Origin of the sequence: Dyadobacter crusticola DSM 16708 (assembly GCF_000701505.1) — a bacterium.
Taxonomy (GTDB): Bacteria; Bacteroidota; Bacteroidia; order Cytophagales; family Spirosomataceae; genus Dyadobacter; species Dyadobacter crusticola.
This window is the reverse complement of the sequence record NZ_JNJB01000025.1, coordinates 1-18,632: the sequence shown is the minus strand read 5'-3', so window position 1 is coordinate 18,632 and position 18,632 is coordinate 1. Positions and strand designations below refer to the sequence as shown.

Here is an 18,632-nt window from a genome sequence, read left to right as displayed (position 1 = left end):
GAACAGAGACGACCAGAGCAATTTGGAATCAATGCTGCCCAGGATCAAAGTGTTCCAAGACGGTAATTCGCAGCCATTTATCCTACCGAAAAGTACCCACATCAAGCACTGTGGCTGGATCGCAAATGAATTGGTATTAAGAATTGATGATCTCAAATAACAATAAAACCAGACTCAAAATGATAGACAAAAATAACGACGACAAATTGCCAAACGCTTGGTTCATGCTGTCAAACGCAATGCCGCCCGTGGGATATTTCTTTACTTTAAATAGAAACCAGTTCCCTAACAAAGCCAGAAGGGCTTTGATGGGTGCTTTGGCCGGTATCCTGGTAGCAATATTGATGGGCTACATCTTTAACAACTATTTGCTCAGATGGCGAGCTGAAAAATGCGGTTTCCGGAATTAGCGACAAAATGCTTTACACGCAATTGCGCGAGCTGGAAAACATGGGATTAATCTCCCGAACTATATTTCAGGAGAAGCCACCAAGAGTAGAGTATCAACTTACAGATAAGGGTAAACGAGCATTGCCAGTAATAGATCGAATCGCTGACTATGGTAAAGAGTTAATGGATGAAGTTGATATCAGGATACCAAACTAAGCTGATTGCATGTATAGACTAATAATCAAATTCTCAAAAAAACGCTCCTTCGTTAAACAACCGTCCTTACACTTTTGCTAGCTCTGGCCGATCGTACGTATGGAATGTTTTTTTAAAATCTGCTTCGGGAAATCCCGCAATTAGGGGAAAGGTTATAGTTTGGCTTGATGTTTGACTATAGCTGTCAAAACAACCTATCAAAGGATGAAAAATAGTGAAGTCTTAGAAATTGCCGAAAACTATATGCACGTGTGGAGCGCTGGAAACGACGGCCTTCTTGAGAAGTTCGCAGCTGGTGACCTGCACGTTGAATATACTCACTTTCCTAAATCTCTGAATGGTATCGAGGAATATCGCAGAGTTTTGAAACAGACCTACAATTCATTTCCAGACATAAAAATACTAGTCAAGGAAATAGATCTTAGTGACAACAAAGCTATCGTTAAATGGACATATGTAGGGACGCATCTTAACGACATTCTTTTTGGTGTTGAACCGAGCGGTCGGTCAGTGAAAGTAGATGGTGTATCGATACTTGACATTAATCAAGGGAAAGTCGTCCGTGAATACGGAATTGTCGACAATCTTTCGCTGCTCATTCAATTAGGTGCTGTAAAGATTTAGTTTTTGACAGCATTAAACTATTGTCTCACAAATCCCTTGTTGTTGAGACAGTTGTTTTTGTCATCTCTGACAGCTCTTTACGCTTTCACCGATCGCACAATTTTGTCAAAAAGACTGAAACATAAATGTCTCGTCGGTGAGACATTTGTTTTACTTTTGTGACATGGTAATGACGAGGGAAAAATTGGTTGAAGCTGCGGTTCTTGCATTTAATGGTGATGAATCAGCTACCATTGAGCAGATAGCCGGCATCGCGGGGGTGACCCGGAGAACGGTACATCGCTATTTTACAGACCGAAGTACATTACTTCTGGAATGTAAAATAGCGATGTTGCGAGTCTGCAATGCCAAGATGCGTGAGGCATATCATAGCAGTAAGCAACCTGCTATTCAACTTGAAAATATCTTTTACGCCGCTCTTGAAGTCGCGATTCAGTATTCGTTTGTCAAAAAGGTTTTTAAGCAGACGCAGTACGCAGACTTAAAAATAACGATGAACAGGTTTTTGATGATGTGAAGACCAGCTGGTTCAAATTGGTAGAGATACTGCAAGACCAAGGAGCAATTGACAAAAAATTGCCGGTTTCCTGGATCTATAATCTGTTCGGAGGAATAATTGAAATTGCTGTTCAAGCACAACAAGCAGGCGACGTGGCCCGCAATGATATGACAAAGCTTGCATGGATATCATTTAAAAGGAGTATCAATCTTAAATGACAGAGTTTTAATGCATTTACCAAAAATAACTGATCGCTATACTGACAGCGAACTGGTCAAGACACTGGCGCGCTTTACCAGCAAAATCATTTCCGTTAATGACATTAAGCTTCACTATGTCTTGGGTGGTCAGGGGGAGCCATTGATCTTGTTACCGGGCTGGCCTCAAACCTGGTGGAGCTATCACAAGATCATGCCCCTGCTTGCTGATAAGTATCAGGTGATTGTTGTTGAGCTGCGGGGCATGGGAAGTTCGGATAAGCCAATATCAGGTTATACAAAAAAAGAAATGGCCGGCGAAGTAACCGTTCTGCTGGATGAATTGGGTATCGGGCGGGCTCACATTGGTGGTCACGACATTGGAGCTTCTGTTGCATTCAGTTTAGCTGCCCATTTTCCTGAGAGAATAAATAATCTGGTCTTGCTGGATACACCGCATCCCGACGAGAACATGTACAAGCTTCCAATGCTACCCATCGGAGACGGCGTTCACCCGTGGTGGGTTGCTTTCAATCAAATCAAAAACTTGCCGGAGCAGCTGCTTGAAGGCAGGTTCAACATTGTACAAGATTGGCTTTTTGACCAATTACTAGAAGACAAAACCACTATTAATGCGTTTGACAGACAAGTATACGCACAGGCCTACAACAGTAAAGATGCCATCAGAGCTTCGAATGCCTGGTATCAAACCTTTCCGGAAGATATTAATGACTAAAGGGTAAGCGGATCCAGGCACCAACGATTGGTATAGCGGGTACATCTGGTTACCAGATGCTATCTTATGTATTACCAGCCTATATTGACGAATTGAAAGTTCAGGAAGTGCCCGGTGCAGGGCACTTCATACAGGAAGAGATGCCATTTGAAACAGCCAGATTTATTAGTGCATTCCTTGGCTAGCCTGGCTATTGATTAGTCTTGATAGTAGATTGTTCCTCAAATGCAGAAGTTAAATTTAATTGAAAATTGAATTCACTGCTAGAATGCCATAAAGGACAGATGTGGAGATTTGAATCCCTGAAAGCCACTTAAAGAAAGCTGTTGACCTTTCTTTGCTAATTGTAATGGTATCGTTTATAGGAACTGAGACGGTGAGAGAAAGCTTTCGAGAAAGAATACTGGAAGCATTGACAATTGTTTTACGGCTGACTAAAAACTGCCTGTTAGCCCGAAAAAAGTCGTTACCTACCATACTTTCAAGCTCCTCCAGGGTCTTTCCGGGGTAATGCGTTTTTTGATCGAAAGTTAATACACGAACCACTTCGCTTTCTACAAAAAACAAAGCAATATCATCAATCTTCAATGGCATTACGGTGTCCCGATAATTAATCAGCAAATGTGATACTTTAGGCGTTTTGGTTTCTGTTAGCAAGCCACGGATCATTTCATATTGGCGGGAGAGCATATCTTGTCTACCTTGGGTTAATTCCCTAAATTTTTGCAATGCAGCAGAAACTGAGCTTGTTGAAAAAGGTTTCAATAAGTATTCAATCCCGTTGGCGCGAAAGGCAGTCAGTGCGTATTCATCAAATGCAGTGCAAAAGATGACCGGTGTGCGCAGGTTATTTAGGATCTCAAAACTAAGACCATCACCTAGTTGTATATCACTAAATATCAGATCGGGCTCCACGTGATCTTTGAACCACGCAAGTCCTTCACTAACAGACCGTAGAATGGCCTGGATTTCTGCGGTCGGATCGGCTAATTTGATTGTTTCAGCCAAATCGTTGGCTGTTATTCGTTCATCTTCTATGATTACTATTCTCATTGTTCAAGGATTTTTATTTTGACAGAAAAGAATGAACCGTCGTTATGTATAAATATCAGCTCTTGCGCCAATAGACGGTATCGTTCTGCCAGATTTGCCAGGCCCTGCCCAGTGGATATCTCCCCGCTGCTCTTAGGTTGAAGGTTGTTTCTGACAACAATGTGGTCATCGGATTCGCTAATGTCAATATGGATGGGTTGTTCTTCGGTGAGGCTATTGTGCTTTAAAGCATTCTCTATCAAGGGTTGCAAGGAAAAAAAAGGCAAGTAACCTTTTTGAGCTGTGTTTGCCGAAATGTTAACGGTGTAGCGCAGTGCAGATCCAAAACGTATTTGCTGCATCCTCAAATAATCGTCGCAAAATGCCAGCTCGTGTCTTACCAATGTCGTGTTTGTCCCTTGATTGGATATGGAAACCCGTAGAAAATTGGCAAGATGTATCAGATAATCTTCTCCTTTCTGAAAATCCGCTTTGTAAAGTGACTTGATCGTATTGAGTGCATTGAACAAAAAATGAGGGTGGATCTGCTGCCGAAGCAAAAGATTTGCTGAATCACTGGCATTAGCTCTAAGCTGCAAGTTCTCTATCTCGGATTGCGCCTTCCTGTTCTGCAATACGACAATGATCTGCACTAGTAGAATCAAAGAGTTAAAGGTGCATGTTGACAGGATTGCAAGGCCGTTTGCCTTTACAACATTTGCACCATCGCCCTCCCAGGGCTCGCCTGAAACTAATGAATATAAATTCCGTGAAATAAAGAACACCAGAATCGCACCTGCGTAGCTCAGGATGTACAATCTGTTTTTTTTAACAGCTGACCCCTTGTGTTGCCGCTCAGCAAACCTGATGAACAGCCAAACATTCCATAAGCTGGTCAGACCAACGAAGATAAACGTCTGGATAAAGCGCAGCCATATTTCTGACAGTGTGTAGTCGAGGCCCAGCAAGAAAATGACCATCAATACTGACGATAAAAATGCCACAATCCAGCTAAGCTTACTAAGGTTTTTGACTGGAAGTGTATCGTTCATATTGCGGTAGTTTCTGTCCAACATGAAAAAGTCTATTTATGGAAACCTTTAAACGGGGTCCAGAATGGCAGCATTGATACACCAAACTGGACAAAAGGAGCGGCACTGTTCTTATTGCTGATAAAATAATCCTTCGGTTTTGCCCCTTGCTCGAGGATCCTGGACTTCAATGTCGAGTTGATCCCCGTACTCAGGCTAAATACCATTTTCTTCGTAAGTTGATATTCAAACAGCAGGCCTGATTTAATCTCTAAGGTAGAATAAGTCATCTTACAAGGCAAAGTGGGATGGGTCTTTTCAAATTCAAAAAAGGAATTGCTTCCATCCATCTCGGCAAAAGCTGTAACAGATGCTTTCCTGGCCACTGATTTTCTTAAAGCAAACCGGTATGGCATATCTGCCATTAATTCCAAACCAATTGAGCGGAAACTGTGATAGTAGCTAAAAAATAAGAAAAATGGCGCTGGGGCGGAGGGGTCGATCATAACTAATGCACCTGCCATCAAGTTGGAGTTTTCTGTCCTGCGGATTGGAAAGTTGACTAGTCCCCTGAATGTAAATTGTCTGCTTGAAAATGAAGGGTTAACCAGTGCGTTTATTGAGCCCGAAAAAGAAACAGGCCTGTTGAAGAGGGTGTCGCGTCTGATGTAACTCGCACCCAATGACAACATTGGTATATAGGTGTGCATATCAACCACAGTCTGATCACTCATATAATTGGTGACATCGGACATGCCAAAAAATTGATGTACTACACCCAAATTACCTGCAACAATATTTTTTGCATCCGAGTACACAGGGAAGTTCATATTGATTGTGGTACGGGAGGACCGGAACTTCGATTTGAAAAAATCTTTTCCATATAGCTTTGCTTTCAAATTAGTGGTCAGATTTTCCTGATGAGTGATCGAAAATTGGCGAAGACGTGGGTACATCAGCGCTGCATTGTCAAGGTAAGCTGCCTTTATCGAATCCATCATTTTTTCTTTTATTCCAGTTTGGCGATCGTCTTGCGCATAAGCATGATGAAGAGTTAAGACCAGGACGATAAATAGACTGAATGTACGCATGGGTATTGTTTGATTTGAGCTATATAAGTATTTGGATTGAAACCTACGGAAGCTAGAAGAACTCCCAATGGGCAATGATCTGATCCCCAGCAAAAGAAAAAATCCTGTGCATAAAAATCGTTTCTTCCCGTATGTCGCCAGCTAGTTGACACGTCTTATCACTTATTGGTCTGACATCTATCCTGACTTGCATGAAGACAAGGTTATTCTCGCTGCTTACTGACTGGATGGTCGTTTTGTGTATAATGCTCTTATTAAGCTCGGCAAGGTAGATGGATAGCCCTTTAGTGCTCTGAAAACCGCAGGGAAGAGAGTAATCTTTAAACGCCAGATGTAGATAGCGGTCAAGCATTTCCAGATTTTGTCCGTTCCAAATATTTTCAATGAAATCCATTGAGCATTTTTCCTTCCTAGACATCTAAATTGTATTATACTAACACTACCTATCTAATCAACCTTATTACAGCGGATCTAATACGGGAGTAAAAATCTGCAAGAATGGCGGTAAATGGTTGTACTTTTTCATTCAAGCGGACATTTAGAGCAGTGAAATGTCGGTAGAAAATCGCCTGTTGCCTGAATTAGAGGCATTAGTAGGAGGGGAATTTAACATTTGCGGTTCTGAGTATAAAGAGTCAATGTTATGTCAACAATGACCAATCTTTAATATTGGAATATGAAGCTATGAGTTAGAAATATGATTTTTTTAATGCACCTACATTTCGCCCGGCGTTTTGTCCGCCTCGGTGACAAATGACTAAGAACTGCTTTTTCTTCTCTTCACTTTTGGCCTGTCAAAAAAGTGCATAGAGCGCCAACAGAAGTCAAAATGAAAAAATACTTGCTTATTACGATGATGACAGTTGTCTCCGTTTCTGCCTGGGCGCAGCAGCGGCTGACCTTGAAAGAGTGCATTGATTATGGGCTTAAACATCACCGCAGCACGGTTGTCTATCGAAATGATCAGCAGGCCGCACAATTCAAAGCCAAGGAAGCCCTGGCAGCTTACTTGCCGGCCCTGAACGTAAACAGTACGATGGATGACAACCTAAAAGTCCAACAGACGGTTATCCCTGCTGGAATTTTTGGGCCGGAAGATACCAGGGTAGCATTTACCAAAAAGTACCAAACAAATGTGACGGCCCAGGTTGATCAGACCATATTCGACCAGTCGTTAATCACCGGGCTAAAAGCAAATAAGGTAACCTATAAGCAAGCCCAGCTTAATACCGAGCAAAATGAAGAAGCCATTATCTACAATATCACTAATGCTTACTACCAAATTTTTGTCTACCGTCAGCAGCTTGCGTTGTTAAAAACCAACACGGATACCTACCGCCAGCAACTAGATATCTCCAAACTTCAATTGGAGAAAGGAGTCGCCATGGAGGCCGATGTAAATAAGATCCGGGTCAATTACAACAACACAGCTTCTCAGGTTCTCGTCGCTGAAAGTAACTTGCAGCTAGCCCAGAACCAGTTGAAGAATGCCATGGGGTACCTGTTGCGCGATTCACTGGCCATCCAGGATTTTCAGCTCGACGAGCCTGTCTCTGACCAGCCACTGGTTTCTTTCCAGGATCTGGCATCTTTTAACGCCTCTAACCGGATTGAATTCAAACTGGCCGAAGTCAATATTTCCCTGCTTGAGATAGACCAAAGAAGAATCCGGGCCACGGCGCTGCCTAAGCTGACCGGCTACGCTAGGTATGGTGGGGTAGGTTTTGGCGATAATCTGGGTGGGTCTATTTCAACGATTACCGATTTTGCTGCCGTCGGCCTAAAATTGTCCATTCCTGTTTTCGATGGGTTTAAACGTAATGCGCAATATAACCAGGCCCGCATCAAGCAGATTAATGCGCGTGAAAACCTGATGATTGATAAGGAAACTTTTCATCTCGAATACGATAATGCGCGTACCCAGCTTTTGAAAGCACAAAGCAGCCTGGAAAATGACAAACGTAACATTGGCTTGGCAGAATCGGTTTTCAAAAGCACCGATCTGCAATACCAAAAAGGCGTTACAGATCTGACAGATTGGCTTAACTCTCAATACTCGCTCAAAGAAGCGCAGAGTAACTACCTGAATTCCCTTTACAATTTCCTGATTGCCAAAATTGACCTTGAAAAGGCGAATGGTACTTTGAAAGGCTTTCACAACTCGCTTTAACATTCCAAAAATATGAAACGCAAGTACATTATATTCACCGCATTACTGGCATTGATTGTGCTGATCGCTTTCAAGCTAACAGGCAACAAAAAGCAGATTAATGAAAACAACAAGCCGCAAAAAAAGGTGGCCGTCAAAATTCCTGTGAAATACGCCGAAGTAAAGCAGCAAGAGCTGGAAATGAGCATTGTCAAGACGGGTAACCTTGCCCCGTTCAAAGAGTCCAAAGTCATTACGACCAGCAGCGGGATTTTACAAAAAGTAAATTTTGAACTTGGGCAGCAGGTACAGCAAGGGCAAGTACTGGCAGTGATGGACAATCAGACCGCCCAACTAGACCTGCTCAAGGCGCAGAGCAGTTTAACCAAGCTCAAAGCCGACCTCCAAACTTATACAGAGCTTCTGGAAGGCAAGGCTACTACCCAGGAAAAAGTGAATGAACTGCGTCAGAGCTATTCGGAAGCCCAGGTCCAGGTTGATCAGATTAAGAAGCAAATGGCAGATGCCTCTATAAAAGCGCCAACAAGCGGGGTTATTTCAGCAAAGAACATGGAACAGGGCATATTTGCCAGCGTAGGTTCGGAGATTGCATCCATCATCAATCTTACCCGCAGCAAAGTCCATGTCAATCTAACCGAAGCGGAAGTTTACCAGATAAAGCAGGGACAATCTGTTAAAATTACAGCAGACGTATATCCAGATGCGGTATTTAATGGAAGGATCAGTTTTATAAGCCCGCAAGCGGATGCTACCCACAACTATATGGTCGAGATTTTGATTGACAACGTAAAAAATGCCCCGTTACGCTCCGGCACTTTCGTCTACGCCGATTTTTCCCAGAAGTCAAAACAGCAGATACTGGTCATTCCGCGCGAGGCACTGACTGAAAGTGTAAAAAACGCTTCTGTATACGTGATTGATAAAAGTAATCATGTAGTGCTCACAACGGTGCAAACCGGAAGGGAAACAGGTGGCCTTATTGAAATTACCAGTGGTCTGAACACCGGCGACCGTGTGGTCACCTCCGGACAGATCAACTTGAAAAATGGGACAGAAGTGAGTTTAACGAAATAATCCAAACAGGCATGTCATTATCTGAAATTTCCGTAAAACGGCCTTTATTAATCGTTGTGATCTTCACCGTCCTCATTCTTTTCGGGGGTATGAGCTATGGCCTGCTCAACTACAACTTATTACCTAAAATCCAGGTAAATGTAGTTAGCGTAAGCACAATCTATCCGGGAGCGTCGGCCGCAGAAGTTGAATCCTCGGTAACAAAAAAGCTTGAAGATGCTTTTTCATCCATCGAAGGGCTCGATAAAATCAGCTCTACATCCCAGGAGGGGGTATCACAAATATCAGTTAACCTGAAAGCGGATGCGGATGTGGACAAGGCAGAGCGTGACATACAGCGTAAAGCGGACCAGGCTCAAAATGAACTCCCGGCCGGGATTGAAAAACCGCTGGTCAGCAAAGTTAACCTGGAAGAAACGCCCGTTGTCAAGGCAGGTGTCACTTCCAAACTTGCGCCAAGGGAACTTTACGATTTGATCGATGTCGAGATACTGCCGCTACTGCAAAATATTCAAGGGGTAGGTCAGGTGAACATCATCGGTGGGGATGAAAGGCAAATCCAGGTCAACATTGATCAAACGAAGCTGAAAGCGTACAATATCAGTATTGATCAAGTCACGCTGGCAGTTGCAAAGGCGAACCAGTCGTTTCCGGCAGGTCAAATCGAAACCAAAAATCAACAGTTTTCTATTCGCTATGACGCCAATGTGAACTCGATCCAGCAGATCAAAAAGTTGATCGTAGCCAAAGACAAGTCAGGAGGAAAAGTATTTCTTGAAAATGTGGCCGAAGTAGTTGACGCAACTGCGAAAACGACAGCGATCAACCACATCAATGGTGTTCCTTCTATTGGTATCCAAATTGTGAAGCAAACCGATGCCAACGCGGTAGATGTCAGCAAACTCGTGAAGGAGGAGTTTGTAAAACTGGAAAGCCAGTTTAAGGCCGACGCTATCAAGTTCGAAGTTTCCAGTGACCAGAGCACCTACACCCTTGCATCTGCACATGCCGTAATGGAAGACTTGATCCTGGCGATCATCATCGTGGGGGCAGTTATGCTGGCATTCCTGCATAGTTTTCGCAGTTCCATGTTTGTATTGGTGGCGCTACCATGCTCTATTATCCCTACGTTCATTGCCATGTATTTCCTGGGGTTTTCATTGAATATGATGTCCTTAATGGCCTTATCACTGGTCGTCGGAATTCTGGTCGATGACTCGATTGTGGTCCTGGAAAACATTTACCGGCATTTGGAAATGGGGAAAGATAAGAGGCAGGCCGCCCTGGATGGCCGCAGTGAAATCGGCTTTACAGCAGTAGCGATTACGCTTGTCGATGTCGTGGTTTTTCTTCCGCTTGCTCTTTCGGGAGGCATCATTGGCGCAATACTTCGGGAGTTCTCTTTGGTGGTAGTTATATCCACCCTGATGAGCCTTTTCGTCTGCTTTACCATCACCCCGCTTTTGGCAAGCCGCTTTGGAAAAGTGGAGGAAATGAACCCGAACACATGGTGGGGTAAAATCAACTTAGCATTCGAGCGTTTTATCGATCAGCTCAAGGCCGACTATGCATATCTGTTAGATATAGCCCTTCGGAAAAAGCGCTGGGTACTATTAGGAATTTTTGTCCTCATTGTTGGTTCGCTTATGCTGGTTGGCAAGGGTTTCATCGGGGCAACATTTATCCCGGCAGCAGACCAGGGTGAGCTGATTGTAAAAGTTGAACTAGACCCTTCTGCCAGCATTTACCAGACAAATATGGTAACCCAGCAAGTCGAGAAAATGATTATGGACAAGCCTGAGGTCATCAACGTGTTTTCAAGTGTAGGCTTTGTATCCGGAAGTGTTGCCGGGGCTGCTAACAATGCCAACCTGGCCGAACTTACCGTGACGCTGGTCGACAAAAAGGAAAGAAGCTTTACGCCGGCCGAGTTTGGGCTTAATATGCAGCAAGAGATCAACGCCGTTATCCCGGGCATCAAGGTCTCTTCGGCTGCAACCAGTATCTCGGGCCAAAGCCAGGCGCCGATCCAGGTCGCAATAAAGGGCGTCGATTTGCAGCAAGTGCGCGCAGTTGCCGCCCAATTTAAAGAGACAATTGAAAATGTTCCAGGAACCCAGTCTGTTGAATTATCGGTAAAAAACCAAAAACAGGAGGTGAACGTAAAGCTGAACCGGGAGAAGATGACACTGCTTGGCCTGGATGCTAGCCAGGTTGGTAAAGCCCTGCAAAACGCGTTCAGCGGCGATGACCAAAGCAAGTTCAAGCAATCAGGCAACGAATACGATATTAAGATTGGCCTTGATGCCTACAACCGCTCGGAGATAAGTAATGTTAAAAACCTTTCATTTACCAATAGCGATGGACAGAGCTTTCTTTTGAGCCAGTTTGCCACGGTTGGGGATGCACTGGGTGAGAGCGTCCTGCAGCGCAATAACCGCCTGAACGCTATTACGATCAATGCGAATGTAGTTGGCCGGCCTGTTGGCTCGGTTTCGGATGAAATTGCGGCCAAAGCTGCAAAGATTAAATTGCCCGAAGGCATTTCCATCGAATACCTGGGCGATACCAAAAATCAGGGTGACGCCTTTGGTAGCTTGGGTATTGCGCTGGTAACAGCGGTATTGCTTGTCTACCTGATTATGGTAGCGCTTTACGAAAGCCTAATTTACCCTTTTGTTGTACTCTTTTCCATTCCCGTCGCGCTGATTGGTGCTTTTCTTGCACTGGCTCTAACAATGGAAACGTTGAATATTTTTTCGATCATCGGCGTGATCATGCTGCTTGGGCTGGTTTCAAAGAACGCAATCCTGATCGTGGATTTTACCAACGAACTCAAAGAGAAGGGGCATTCAACGCGTGATGCGCTTATTGAAGCAGGGAAAGAAAGACTTCGCCCGATCCTGATGACCACACTTGCGATGATTTTAGGAATGCTGCCCATTGCGCTGGCAAGCGGTGCTGGCTCGGAGGTGAAAAACGGGATGGCTTGGGTCATCATCGGCGGACTTACAAGCTCGATGGTGTTGACATTATTTATCGTGCCGTCCGTCTACTTGATCATCGATAAGTTAATGGTGCGTTTTAAGAAAGCACCAAAAACACAGGCGATTGCCATTGCGCATTAAATAGCCAATAATTAGGACCTTACAAGTCCCAGGTTATACAGCATGCTGATTTAAAGCTACTCATAATCAAACAAGTACTACTTAAATATGTAAATAATGAAAAACAATTGGTTTCTCAGGTCAAGTTTTATAGTGTTATGCGGGCTATGCTCTGGGGCGGCAAACGCTCAAAATACGGAGATTACAATAACTGGCATCAAAACGTCAAAAGGTCAGATTGTCTTGAAGATTTTCACGGATGAAAAATCCTTTGATCAAGAAAAACCTGTCAAGACGCTGACCTTTGATAAACAAAAATTGAAAGACAATACATTAGTGGTAAAGTGTGATCTGGCACCTGGTATCCAGGGTATTTCATTGGTCGATGATGAAAATAAAAATGGGGAAATTGATAAGAATTTTGTCGGGATCCCAAAAGAAGGGTTTGGTTTCTCTAACTTTTTTATGGAAAAAATGAAAAAGCCGACCTTCCAGGACTTTAAAACCGAAATAAAGAAAGCGGATAACAAAATCAGCATTAAGGTGAAGTATATGTAGAATGCTATGGTAGAAATGTTTTGTTTGACTCACCTGGTCCTGATGATTATCCTTTCAGGCCCTACTTCTGTAAAATGTAATCATTCCAAATCACGCAGCTATGGCAAAACAGATTGTATTGTTAATTGCACTTTTTCTATTAGGTACATTTCATACAAATGCTCAGATCAGTAAACGCTTTCGCAAACCTGATACCAAAGAAAATGATTCCGTCAGTTCGGAACGCAGACGCCTGCCTTTCGGAAATAAAACTAAGAGTGACACCGTAACAACCGACATGGCGGCAAAAGGCCTGAAGGAGGCCCTGGCAATAGGCTCTGAAAGGGGCATCAAACAGTTATCGAGTGTGGATGGGTTTTTTAAAGATGCAGCAATTAAAATTCTATTACCCCCTGAGGCTGTTCAGGTTGAGAAAGCTTTAAGAAAGGTTGGCATGGGAAAGCTGGTGGATGAAGCGATCTTATCTATGAACCGGGCCGCCGAAGACGCTGCGAAAGGCGCCGCCAACATATTTGGTAATACCATCAAAGAGATCACAATTCAAGATGTTTGGGGCATTCTAAGAGGTGGGGACGCTGCCGCCACGGAATATCTTAAGGGAAAAACCACGCCACAGCTCACCGAGGCCTTCAGACCGGTAGTAGAAGGTTCTCTTAACAAAGTCAATGCTACCAAGCACTGGAACAATGTCATTACAGCATATAATAAGGTCCCACTTGCGAAAAAGATCAATCCGGACCTGACAGCATACGTAACCGAGCGGGCTTTGTCAGGAATATTTCATCAGCTGTCGGTTGAAGAAAAGGCCATTCGTGAAGATCCCGTCGCACGGACCACAGATCTTTTAAAGAATGTATTCGGGAAATAGTCTGTAATTTTTCCGGAAGACCAAAATTGTAGATAGTGATTTTTAAATATGGGCAAACCATTCTACACGTACAAATTAAAGAATGAGAATTTTGAATGATTTACCATTTTAGTCCAATATCAAACAATAATATTACCTCAAATTGCCTGAATGGGCTATATGGAACAGTATTTTTAGACTATTATTCATTATTGGTCTAAAAAATTATTTATAATGAAGAAACTTGTTTTTATCTTTTTCTTAGCTGCAGTATCGCCGAGCGCTTTTTCGCAATCGTTTAGCCTGGGTCCGAAGGCAGGCTTGAACCTAAGTAATTATGCTGGTGGCAATATTGACGCTGACGCATTATTTGGCTATCATCTGGGTGGGGTGCTGAATTACGGATTTGGCGATGTGTTTTCGATCCAGCCGGAAGTTTTATTTTCTACGCAGGGTGCAAAGGTTCGAAACGAAGGTAGGCGCTCTGACTTCCGGATTAGCTATATTACTGTTCCGGTTATGTTAAAATTCAAGACAAGAGGAGGTTTTTTTGTTGAGCTCGGTCCGCAGGTAGGGTTTAGGTCTTCGTCAGATATCCCCGATCAGACGATCAACAACTTTGCAAAGAACCTTGATTTGTCCGCAGGGGGTGGGCTCGGTTATCAGACAGGTATTGGCTTGGGGATCGGTGTCCGCTACATGGCTGGACTTAGTAAAGTAGGCGATTTTTCGGGCTCCAATATAAACCCCGATTTTAAGAATAGTGTAATCCAGGCCAGCATCTTCTGGGCTATTCCTTTGGTGAAATAGCTGTAAGCTTGAAAACCTCAGAGCCCAGGCATCCATTTCGGTAAGCCTGGCTCTGAGTAGTTTGTAGTTAAGTTTAAGAATGTCTTAGTTAATATAATTTAGAAACATGCCTTCTACAAAAGAGGATGCACTCCGGCAACGAATACTTACAGCAGCCGACAACCTGTTCAGGGCAAACGGATTGAACAAGACGACTATGGACGAAATAGCGCGGCTGGCTGGAAAAAGTAAAAGCAACCTTTATTACTATTTCGCAAGTAAGGAAGAGATTTTTGATGAAATTATATCTACTGAGAGAGAGCGCTTTTTTCAGGCATTGCAACAAGCTGTTTCAAAGGCGGCGTCTGCCAAAGAAAAGCTTGAAGCGTTCAGCCGTGCCAGATTGACGCTTTTTACTACTTGGGTTAACTTATATAGTGTAGTTATTGCAGAACAAAGGGAAGCACTTGCTTCAAATGATGAAGCGCCAGCCAATAAGTATCGGCAGGCTTATGATGAAAAGTTGGTCAGTATCCTTGAAAATATTGTTCAATATGGCATCGTAACCGGTGAATTTCGAATCATGTCTGATAAAGAATTGGAGATGCTAGTGTTTGTTGTTATCAGTGCCTCTCAAGGTATAGAAAGAAATTTGATCATACATGGCAAACTAAACGACATGGTAAAGCAAATCGACTTTTTTCAGGATTTACTCTATCATGGATTAAAGAAAACAGATATCTAATCCTGATAACCAAAAATTTCATTTCAACGCAAATCGCAATATTATAGCTGCCTTGATGGCTAGTTAATAAAGGCAATGCTGGCAACTATATCAGAAGCCACATTCATAGTGAGTAATACAGCAAAGGGATGAATTGCTGACTTGTCCCTTTCTACGTTTGCAGATACCGTTGCTTTCCGACGCGGCAGTTCTGACCTCCTATAAAGTTAGTTTATTAATATTTAATGAAAATAGAAATTTTTTTATTTGGGTTTCTTCTCCTTATCACATCGCCTGCATTTTCACAAATTACCCCCCGATATGGTCAGCTGTTGTACGACTCCCTACCTGACTACACTGGAAAGAGAAAGTCCTTACCTCAGTTTCAACTGGATCTTGAAAATGGGGGTATGATCCTTCCTAATAAAAAGGCGGCAGAGGATTTTGGCGACGTTTATTACGTTGGGCTAAATTTAAGGGTCGGCTGGCAAACTCACCCCGAAAAAGATACTTATCACCGCATATACAGATATCCTATTTATGGTATCGGGTTATATTCCAGTACTTTTAGTAAACCAGAGATCGGTACACCCTTTGCCGTTTATGGCTTCGTTGCAATTCCAATACTGTCAGGAGTCGCCAAACGCTGGGATTTTAATTACCGTATATCCCTTGGCTTAGCCAGTAATTTTAAGGCCTATGATGAATTTGCTAATCCCAATAACCTAATGATAGGTAGCCACCGGACGGTGTATATTGACCTCGGTGCCATGGCAAACTATCGCTTGGGCGACCGTTATCAGATTGGATTTGGGTTGGCTTATCATCATTTTTCAAATGGTGCTCTGAAACTACCCAATGCCGGGATCAATTTGATTCCATTAACTGTTTCGCTTACCTACAATCCCAAACGTGCTTTCCCGCTTTATGGCAGACCAAATGTGCATACAGACGCAGTGATCCAATATCATCTGCAATATGCAGGTGGCTTAAAACAATTCTCGCTGACCAATACCAACCGATATTTTAAATCAACATTGTCGTTCTTCAAAAGCTATCCATTAGGATACAAGTGGCGGATAGGTGGTGGATTTGATGCGTTTTATTCAGATGCGGGCAGGCACGTAGAAATAGCAGGAGAAAATGCAGGAAAGTGGACAAGTGTTTTATCTGGCGGTCCTGCGTTTTACATAGATCACGTGCTTACACAAAAGCTGTACATTAACGGCAATGTTGGCCTATACGTCAATAGAAATGAATTTAATGATGAAAAGAAGCCTTTTTATCTGCGGATTGGGGCGAGGTATAAAGTCTATCAGAATACGTATACCGGCGTTTCTATAAAGGCACATATGGGAAATGCAGATTTCATTGAATGGACGGTTGGGCATTCCTGGTCACGTAAAGGGCGATGAATCCAAAGCGTCTTGACATTGAATTTTAGATCTATCGTACTCGCAGAATATACAAATTGAGCTACATATTGTAATATATACAAACGCCCATTTTTGAATCAAAAGGTAATAAAATATAGCTGTTAAACATGTTGTTGGAACGATCCTACTTTCAAATTTGCTGCCCTAGAACCTGTATCCCAAATGGACGGTAGGGAACACTGACCACGGCTTTTGTACGTATGATTGACCCATCTGTAAGACGTTTGAAGGCGAGGCCGCATAGATTAAGGCAACCCAGGGAACAATGTATAATCCTTTGTACCCATTTTGTTGTTTGCCCAGCATAAACCTATCCTCCGCGTACTCCCAATGTTACTCCCTGTTTATTTTCCCGCTTTGCTTCTGATTTTAGCCCGATCCGATCTGTTGCAAAGTCGGACTGCACACCCAGAAAAAACCCTTCCTGTTTCCTTAACAAATAATCTACTTTGACCCCCACGCCATTGGTAAAAACATCAAAGTCCCGGTTGGCTAACGAAAAACCTGGTCGTTGTATGCCGAACGCGCCTACATCAACGCGTATATGGTTGATCAAATAGCCCAGATGGAATGAATAACCCTTTTAAAATGAAAGCAACCGGATCCGCCTCAACTTCAAAACGTTTTTCCTGAGAGTAGGATATTTGGGTCGACAGTAAAAGAATGCAAAAGGTGCGGGCAAGGTTAGTGCTCATAATTCTGTCCTCTGGTTTTTAAGCAAAACTAAGGCGGACAGAAAATGTGATTGCTTAACAAAAGATAAGAAGCTAATTCCCGCTTGAAATTCTTTTCCAGATCCGGCTTAGGGATACCGGTGTTATGCCAATAAAAGACGCAAGTATATACTGCGGGACTCTTTGTACTAAGTGTGGATGCTGCTGTGCAAACCATTCATACCTTTGTTGTGGATTGGACAAAATGTACGAAGCAAGCAGCCGTTGCGAAGCAATGAAGCGCTGTTCCATCACTTTGCGCATGATCACGTGTGTTTCCGGCAATTCCTTATAGAGTTTTTCTAAACCATCCTGGCGCAATACTAGAATCTCGGTTGGTTCGAGTGATTGCAGGCTAGGCGCCTGCTGGATAAAGCTTTCGAGGCACCCGGCAAACATGTTTTCTGAAAATATAAAAGCAGTAACCTGATCATTGTCAGGTGTGGTATAAAATATCCTGGCCAGGCCTGAATGTATGCAAAAAGCTCCTCGGCAACAGAGCCTAAGGTGCTCAACACGGACCGGTCAGGCACTTGAGGATATTCAAAACACTGCCTTAAAATATTCCATTTGCCATTATCCAAAGTGACCAGCAATTCAATTGCATTTCTCAGCGATTCGTACGCTTCCGAATCTATATTTAGCTGAGGGTTGTTCAAGTGACTGCCTACCAGTTAAGACAAACATATACTGCTGGAAGATACGGTATCTGATGCAATTATTAAGTGGTAGAGTGACAGATTGATTAAAAAGCATCGATTTTGACCGTAGTGTTAACACAAGTCAAGAGAAATTGCGCTTGGGCAACTTAGCTTTGCATAAACTAATCTCCCAGAGGCAGATGCAATTAAACAATTGTAATGCGTTTATAACTGGTGCAATCTATATATGCAAAAACTACTTGACAACATAACACAGATAATTGATTTATCGACGGTTGAGACCGAACTGATCATAAGGGCATTTTACCCAGTTAAGGTTTCAAAGGGACAATTTTGGATCCGTGAAGGCACTATATGCAATCAGGTGGCCTTTTTAGCGTCGGGAAAGCTGCGCGTGCACTACATTGATAGCCTTGGCAGTGAGCATACTTGTTATTTCTTTACGGCCGGACGGTTTATCTCCTCATTTACAAGCTTTCTGACAGGGACACCCACGGTCGAAAGTATCTCGGCCATTGAGCCCACAGTCTTGTGGGTGATTGACAGACAGCAGCTAGAGAAACTATGCGATGCAATACCAAAGCTGCATATCTGGCGAAGGGTAATTGCTGAGAATCTGTTTATTGAAATGGAAAAGCGGATTTCCAAACTTCAATCGCTGACCGCAGCTGAACGATATGACCAGCTCATCGGAGAAAATCCGGATATAATTTTGTCCGTCCCGCTCCAATACACC

19 protein-coding genes are annotated in these 18,632 nt (G+C 43.1%); 13 read left to right on the top strand and 6 right to left on the bottom strand.

Going from position 1 to position 18,632, the window contains the following annotated elements:
- The first annotated feature begins 366 nt into the window (after positions 1-366).
- From Q369_RS29945 to Q369_RS27955, 4 genes are all read left to right on the top strand, one after another.
- Entirely contained in the window at positions 367-606 is a 240-nt protein-coding gene (locus tag Q369_RS29945; protein WP_374754360.1) for a winged helix-turn-helix transcriptional regulator, read from the top strand.
- Between the two features lie 204 nt (positions 607-810).
- Positions 811-1,230, top strand: a complete 420-nt coding sequence (locus tag Q369_RS28490; RefSeq protein WP_051664187.1) for an ester cyclase — start codon at positions 811-813, stop codon at positions 1,228-1,230.
- Between the two features lie 169 nt (positions 1,231-1,399).
- Positions 1,400-1,747 carry a TetR/AcrR family transcriptional regulator gene (locus Q369_RS0121230; RefSeq protein ID WP_169739276.1) on the top strand — a complete coding sequence of 116 codons (348 nt, stop codon included), beginning with the start codon at positions 1,400-1,402 and terminating at the stop codon, positions 1,745-1,747.
- Between the two features lie 210 nt (positions 1,748-1,957).
- Positions 1,958-2,662: an alpha/beta fold hydrolase gene (locus Q369_RS27955; protein WP_205624346.1), complete on the top strand. Its 705-nt coding sequence runs from the start codon at positions 1,958-1,960 to the stop codon at positions 2,660-2,662.
- A gap of 240 nt (positions 2,663-2,902) precedes the next feature.
- Here the strand turns inward: Q369_RS27955 and Q369_RS0121215 are convergent, their stop codons facing one another.
- From Q369_RS0121215 to Q369_RS0121200, 4 genes are read right to left on the bottom strand one after another with little or no spacing between them, the layout of a single operon-like run.
- The gene (locus Q369_RS0121215) at positions 2,903-3,715 is read right to left on the bottom strand and encodes a LytR/AlgR family response regulator transcription factor (RefSeq protein ID WP_051664186.1); all 813 of its coding nucleotides are present in this window, start codon (positions 3,713-3,715) and stop codon (positions 2,903-2,905) included.
- Entirely contained in the window at positions 3,712-4,770 is a 1,059-nt protein-coding gene (locus Q369_RS0121210) for a sensor histidine kinase (protein WP_031529762.1), read from the bottom strand. Before Q369_RS0121210 ends, Q369_RS0121215 begins: the two co-directional genes overlap by 4 nt.
- Positions 4,771-4,778: 8 nt before the next feature.
- Positions 4,779-5,816: a hypothetical protein gene (locus tag Q369_RS0121205; protein WP_031529761.1), complete on the bottom strand. Its 1,038-nt coding sequence runs from the start codon at positions 5,814-5,816 to the stop codon at positions 4,779-4,781.
- Between the two features lie 52 nt (positions 5,817-5,868).
- Positions 5,869-6,210 (bottom strand): hypothetical protein, encoded by a 342-nt coding sequence (locus Q369_RS0121200; RefSeq protein WP_031529760.1) that lies wholly within the window; start codon positions 6,208-6,210, stop codon positions 5,869-5,871.
- Between the two features lie 435 nt (positions 6,211-6,645).
- Here Q369_RS0121200 and Q369_RS0121195 point away from each other — a divergent pair, with 435 nt between their 5' ends.
- The 8 genes from Q369_RS0121195 to Q369_RS0121160 all read left to right on the top strand — a co-directional run bounded on the left by Q369_RS0121195 (position 6,646) and on the right by Q369_RS0121160 (position 16,500).
- Complete coding sequence (locus tag Q369_RS0121195; protein WP_031529759.1) at positions 6,646-7,986, top strand: TolC family protein; 1,341 nt, start codon at positions 6,646-6,648, stop codon at positions 7,984-7,986.
- Between the two features lie 12 nt (positions 7,987-7,998).
- Positions 7,999-9,060 (top strand): efflux RND transporter periplasmic adaptor subunit, encoded by a 1,062-nt coding sequence (locus tag Q369_RS0121190; protein WP_031529758.1) that lies wholly within the window; start codon positions 7,999-8,001, stop codon positions 9,058-9,060.
- Between the two features lie 11 nt (positions 9,061-9,071).
- Positions 9,072-12,188 carry an efflux RND transporter permease subunit gene (locus Q369_RS0121185; RefSeq protein ID WP_031529757.1) on the top strand — a complete coding sequence of 1,039 codons (3,117 nt, stop codon included), beginning with the start codon at positions 9,072-9,074 and terminating at the stop codon, positions 12,186-12,188.
- Between the two features lie 96 nt (positions 12,189-12,284).
- Positions 12,285-12,725 carry a DUF2141 domain-containing protein gene (locus Q369_RS0121180; protein ID WP_084165811.1) on the top strand — a complete coding sequence of 147 codons (441 nt, stop codon included), beginning with the start codon at positions 12,285-12,287 and terminating at the stop codon, positions 12,723-12,725.
- A 100-nt stretch (positions 12,726-12,825) separates the two neighbouring features.
- The gene (locus Q369_RS0121175) at positions 12,826-13,593 is read left to right on the top strand and encodes a DUF4197 domain-containing protein (RefSeq protein ID WP_031529755.1); all 768 of its coding nucleotides are present in this window, start codon (positions 12,826-12,828) and stop codon (positions 13,591-13,593) included.
- Between the two features lie 213 nt (positions 13,594-13,806).
- Entirely contained in the window at positions 13,807-14,382 is a 576-nt protein-coding gene (locus Q369_RS0121170; protein WP_031529754.1) for a porin family protein, read from the top strand.
- A gap of 106 nt (positions 14,383-14,488) precedes the next feature.
- Complete coding sequence (locus Q369_RS28485) at positions 14,489-15,106, top strand: TetR/AcrR family transcriptional regulator (protein WP_051664185.1); 618 nt, start codon at positions 14,489-14,491, stop codon at positions 15,104-15,106.
- Positions 15,107-15,330: 224 nt separating this feature from the next.
- Positions 15,331-16,500 (top strand): acyloxyacyl hydrolase, encoded by a 1,170-nt coding sequence (locus Q369_RS0121160; protein ID WP_051664184.1) that lies wholly within the window; start codon positions 15,331-15,333, stop codon positions 16,498-16,500.
- Positions 16,501-16,831: 331 nt separating this feature from the next.
- Here Q369_RS0121160 and Q369_RS0121155 read toward each other — a convergent pair whose 3' ends face one another.
- Positions 16,832-17,077, bottom strand: coding sequence for a hypothetical protein (locus tag Q369_RS0121155; RefSeq protein ID WP_031529751.1), 246 nt, complete (start codon positions 17,075-17,077; stop codon positions 16,832-16,834).
- Positions 17,078-17,288: 211 nt separating this feature from the next.
- Entirely contained in the window at positions 17,289-17,633 is a 345-nt protein-coding gene (locus tag Q369_RS0121150; RefSeq protein WP_051664183.1) for a Crp/Fnr family transcriptional regulator, read from the bottom strand.
- Between the two features lie 489 nt (positions 17,634-18,122).
- Between Q369_RS0121150 and Q369_RS0121145 the strand changes: the two genes are divergently transcribed.
- Positions 18,123-18,632: Crp/Fnr family transcriptional regulator (locus Q369_RS0121145; protein ID WP_031529749.1), on the top strand; the 510-nt coding region annotated here is incomplete at its 3' end.

Excerpts from the sequence above, each read along its gene's own strand:
- Q369_RS0121175 (WP_031529755.1), top strand. The coding sequence starts at position 12,826 with ATGGCAAAACAGATTGTATTGTTAATTGCACTTTTTCTATTAGGTACA.
- Q369_RS0121180 (WP_084165811.1), top strand. The coding sequence starts at position 12,285 with ATGAAAAACAATTGGTTTCTCAGGTCAAGTTTTATAGTGTTATGCGGG.
- Q369_RS0121210 (WP_031529762.1), bottom strand. The coding sequence starts at position 4,770 with ATGTTGGACAGAAACTACCGCAATATGAACGATACACTTCCAGTCAAA.
- Q369_RS0121195 (WP_031529759.1), top strand. The coding sequence starts at position 6,646 with ATGAAAAAATACTTGCTTATTACGATGATGACAGTTGTCTCCGTTTCT.
- Q369_RS28490 (WP_051664187.1), top strand. The coding sequence starts at position 811 with ATGAAAAATAGTGAAGTCTTAGAAATTGCCGAAAACTATATGCACGTG.
- Q369_RS27955 (WP_205624346.1), top strand. The coding sequence starts at position 1,958 with ATGCATTTACCAAAAATAACTGATCGCTATACTGACAGCGAACTGGTC.
- Q369_RS0121190 (WP_031529758.1), top strand. The coding sequence starts at position 7,999 with ATGAAACGCAAGTACATTATATTCACCGCATTACTGGCATTGATTGTG.
- Q369_RS0121160 (WP_051664184.1), top strand. The coding sequence starts at position 15,331 with ATGAAAATAGAAATTTTTTTATTTGGGTTTCTTCTCCTTATCACATCG.
- Q369_RS0121200 (WP_031529760.1), bottom strand. The coding sequence starts at position 6,210 with ATGGATTTCATTGAAAATATTTGGAACGGACAAAATCTGGAAATGCTT.
- Q369_RS0121185 (WP_031529757.1), top strand. The coding sequence starts at position 9,072 with ATGTCATTATCTGAAATTTCCGTAAAACGGCCTTTATTAATCGTTGTG.
- Q369_RS0121150 (WP_051664183.1), bottom strand. The coding sequence starts at position 17,633 with ATGTTTGCCGGGTGCCTCGAAAGCTTTATCCAGCAGGCGCCTAGCCTG.
- Q369_RS0121215 (WP_051664186.1), bottom strand. The coding sequence starts at position 3,715 with ATGAGAATAGTAATCATAGAAGATGAACGAATAACAGCCAACGATTTG.
- Q369_RS28485 (WP_051664185.1), top strand. The coding sequence starts at position 14,489 with ATGCCTTCTACAAAAGAGGATGCACTCCGGCAACGAATACTTACAGCA.
- Q369_RS0121205 (WP_031529761.1), bottom strand. The coding sequence starts at position 5,816 with ATGCGTACATTCAGTCTATTTATCGTCCTGGTCTTAACTCTTCATCAT.
- Q369_RS0121170 (WP_031529754.1), top strand. The coding sequence starts at position 13,807 with ATGAAGAAACTTGTTTTTATCTTTTTCTTAGCTGCAGTATCGCCGAGC.
- Q369_RS0121230 (WP_169739276.1), top strand. The coding sequence starts at position 1,400 with ATGACGAGGGAAAAATTGGTTGAAGCTGCGGTTCTTGCATTTAATGGT.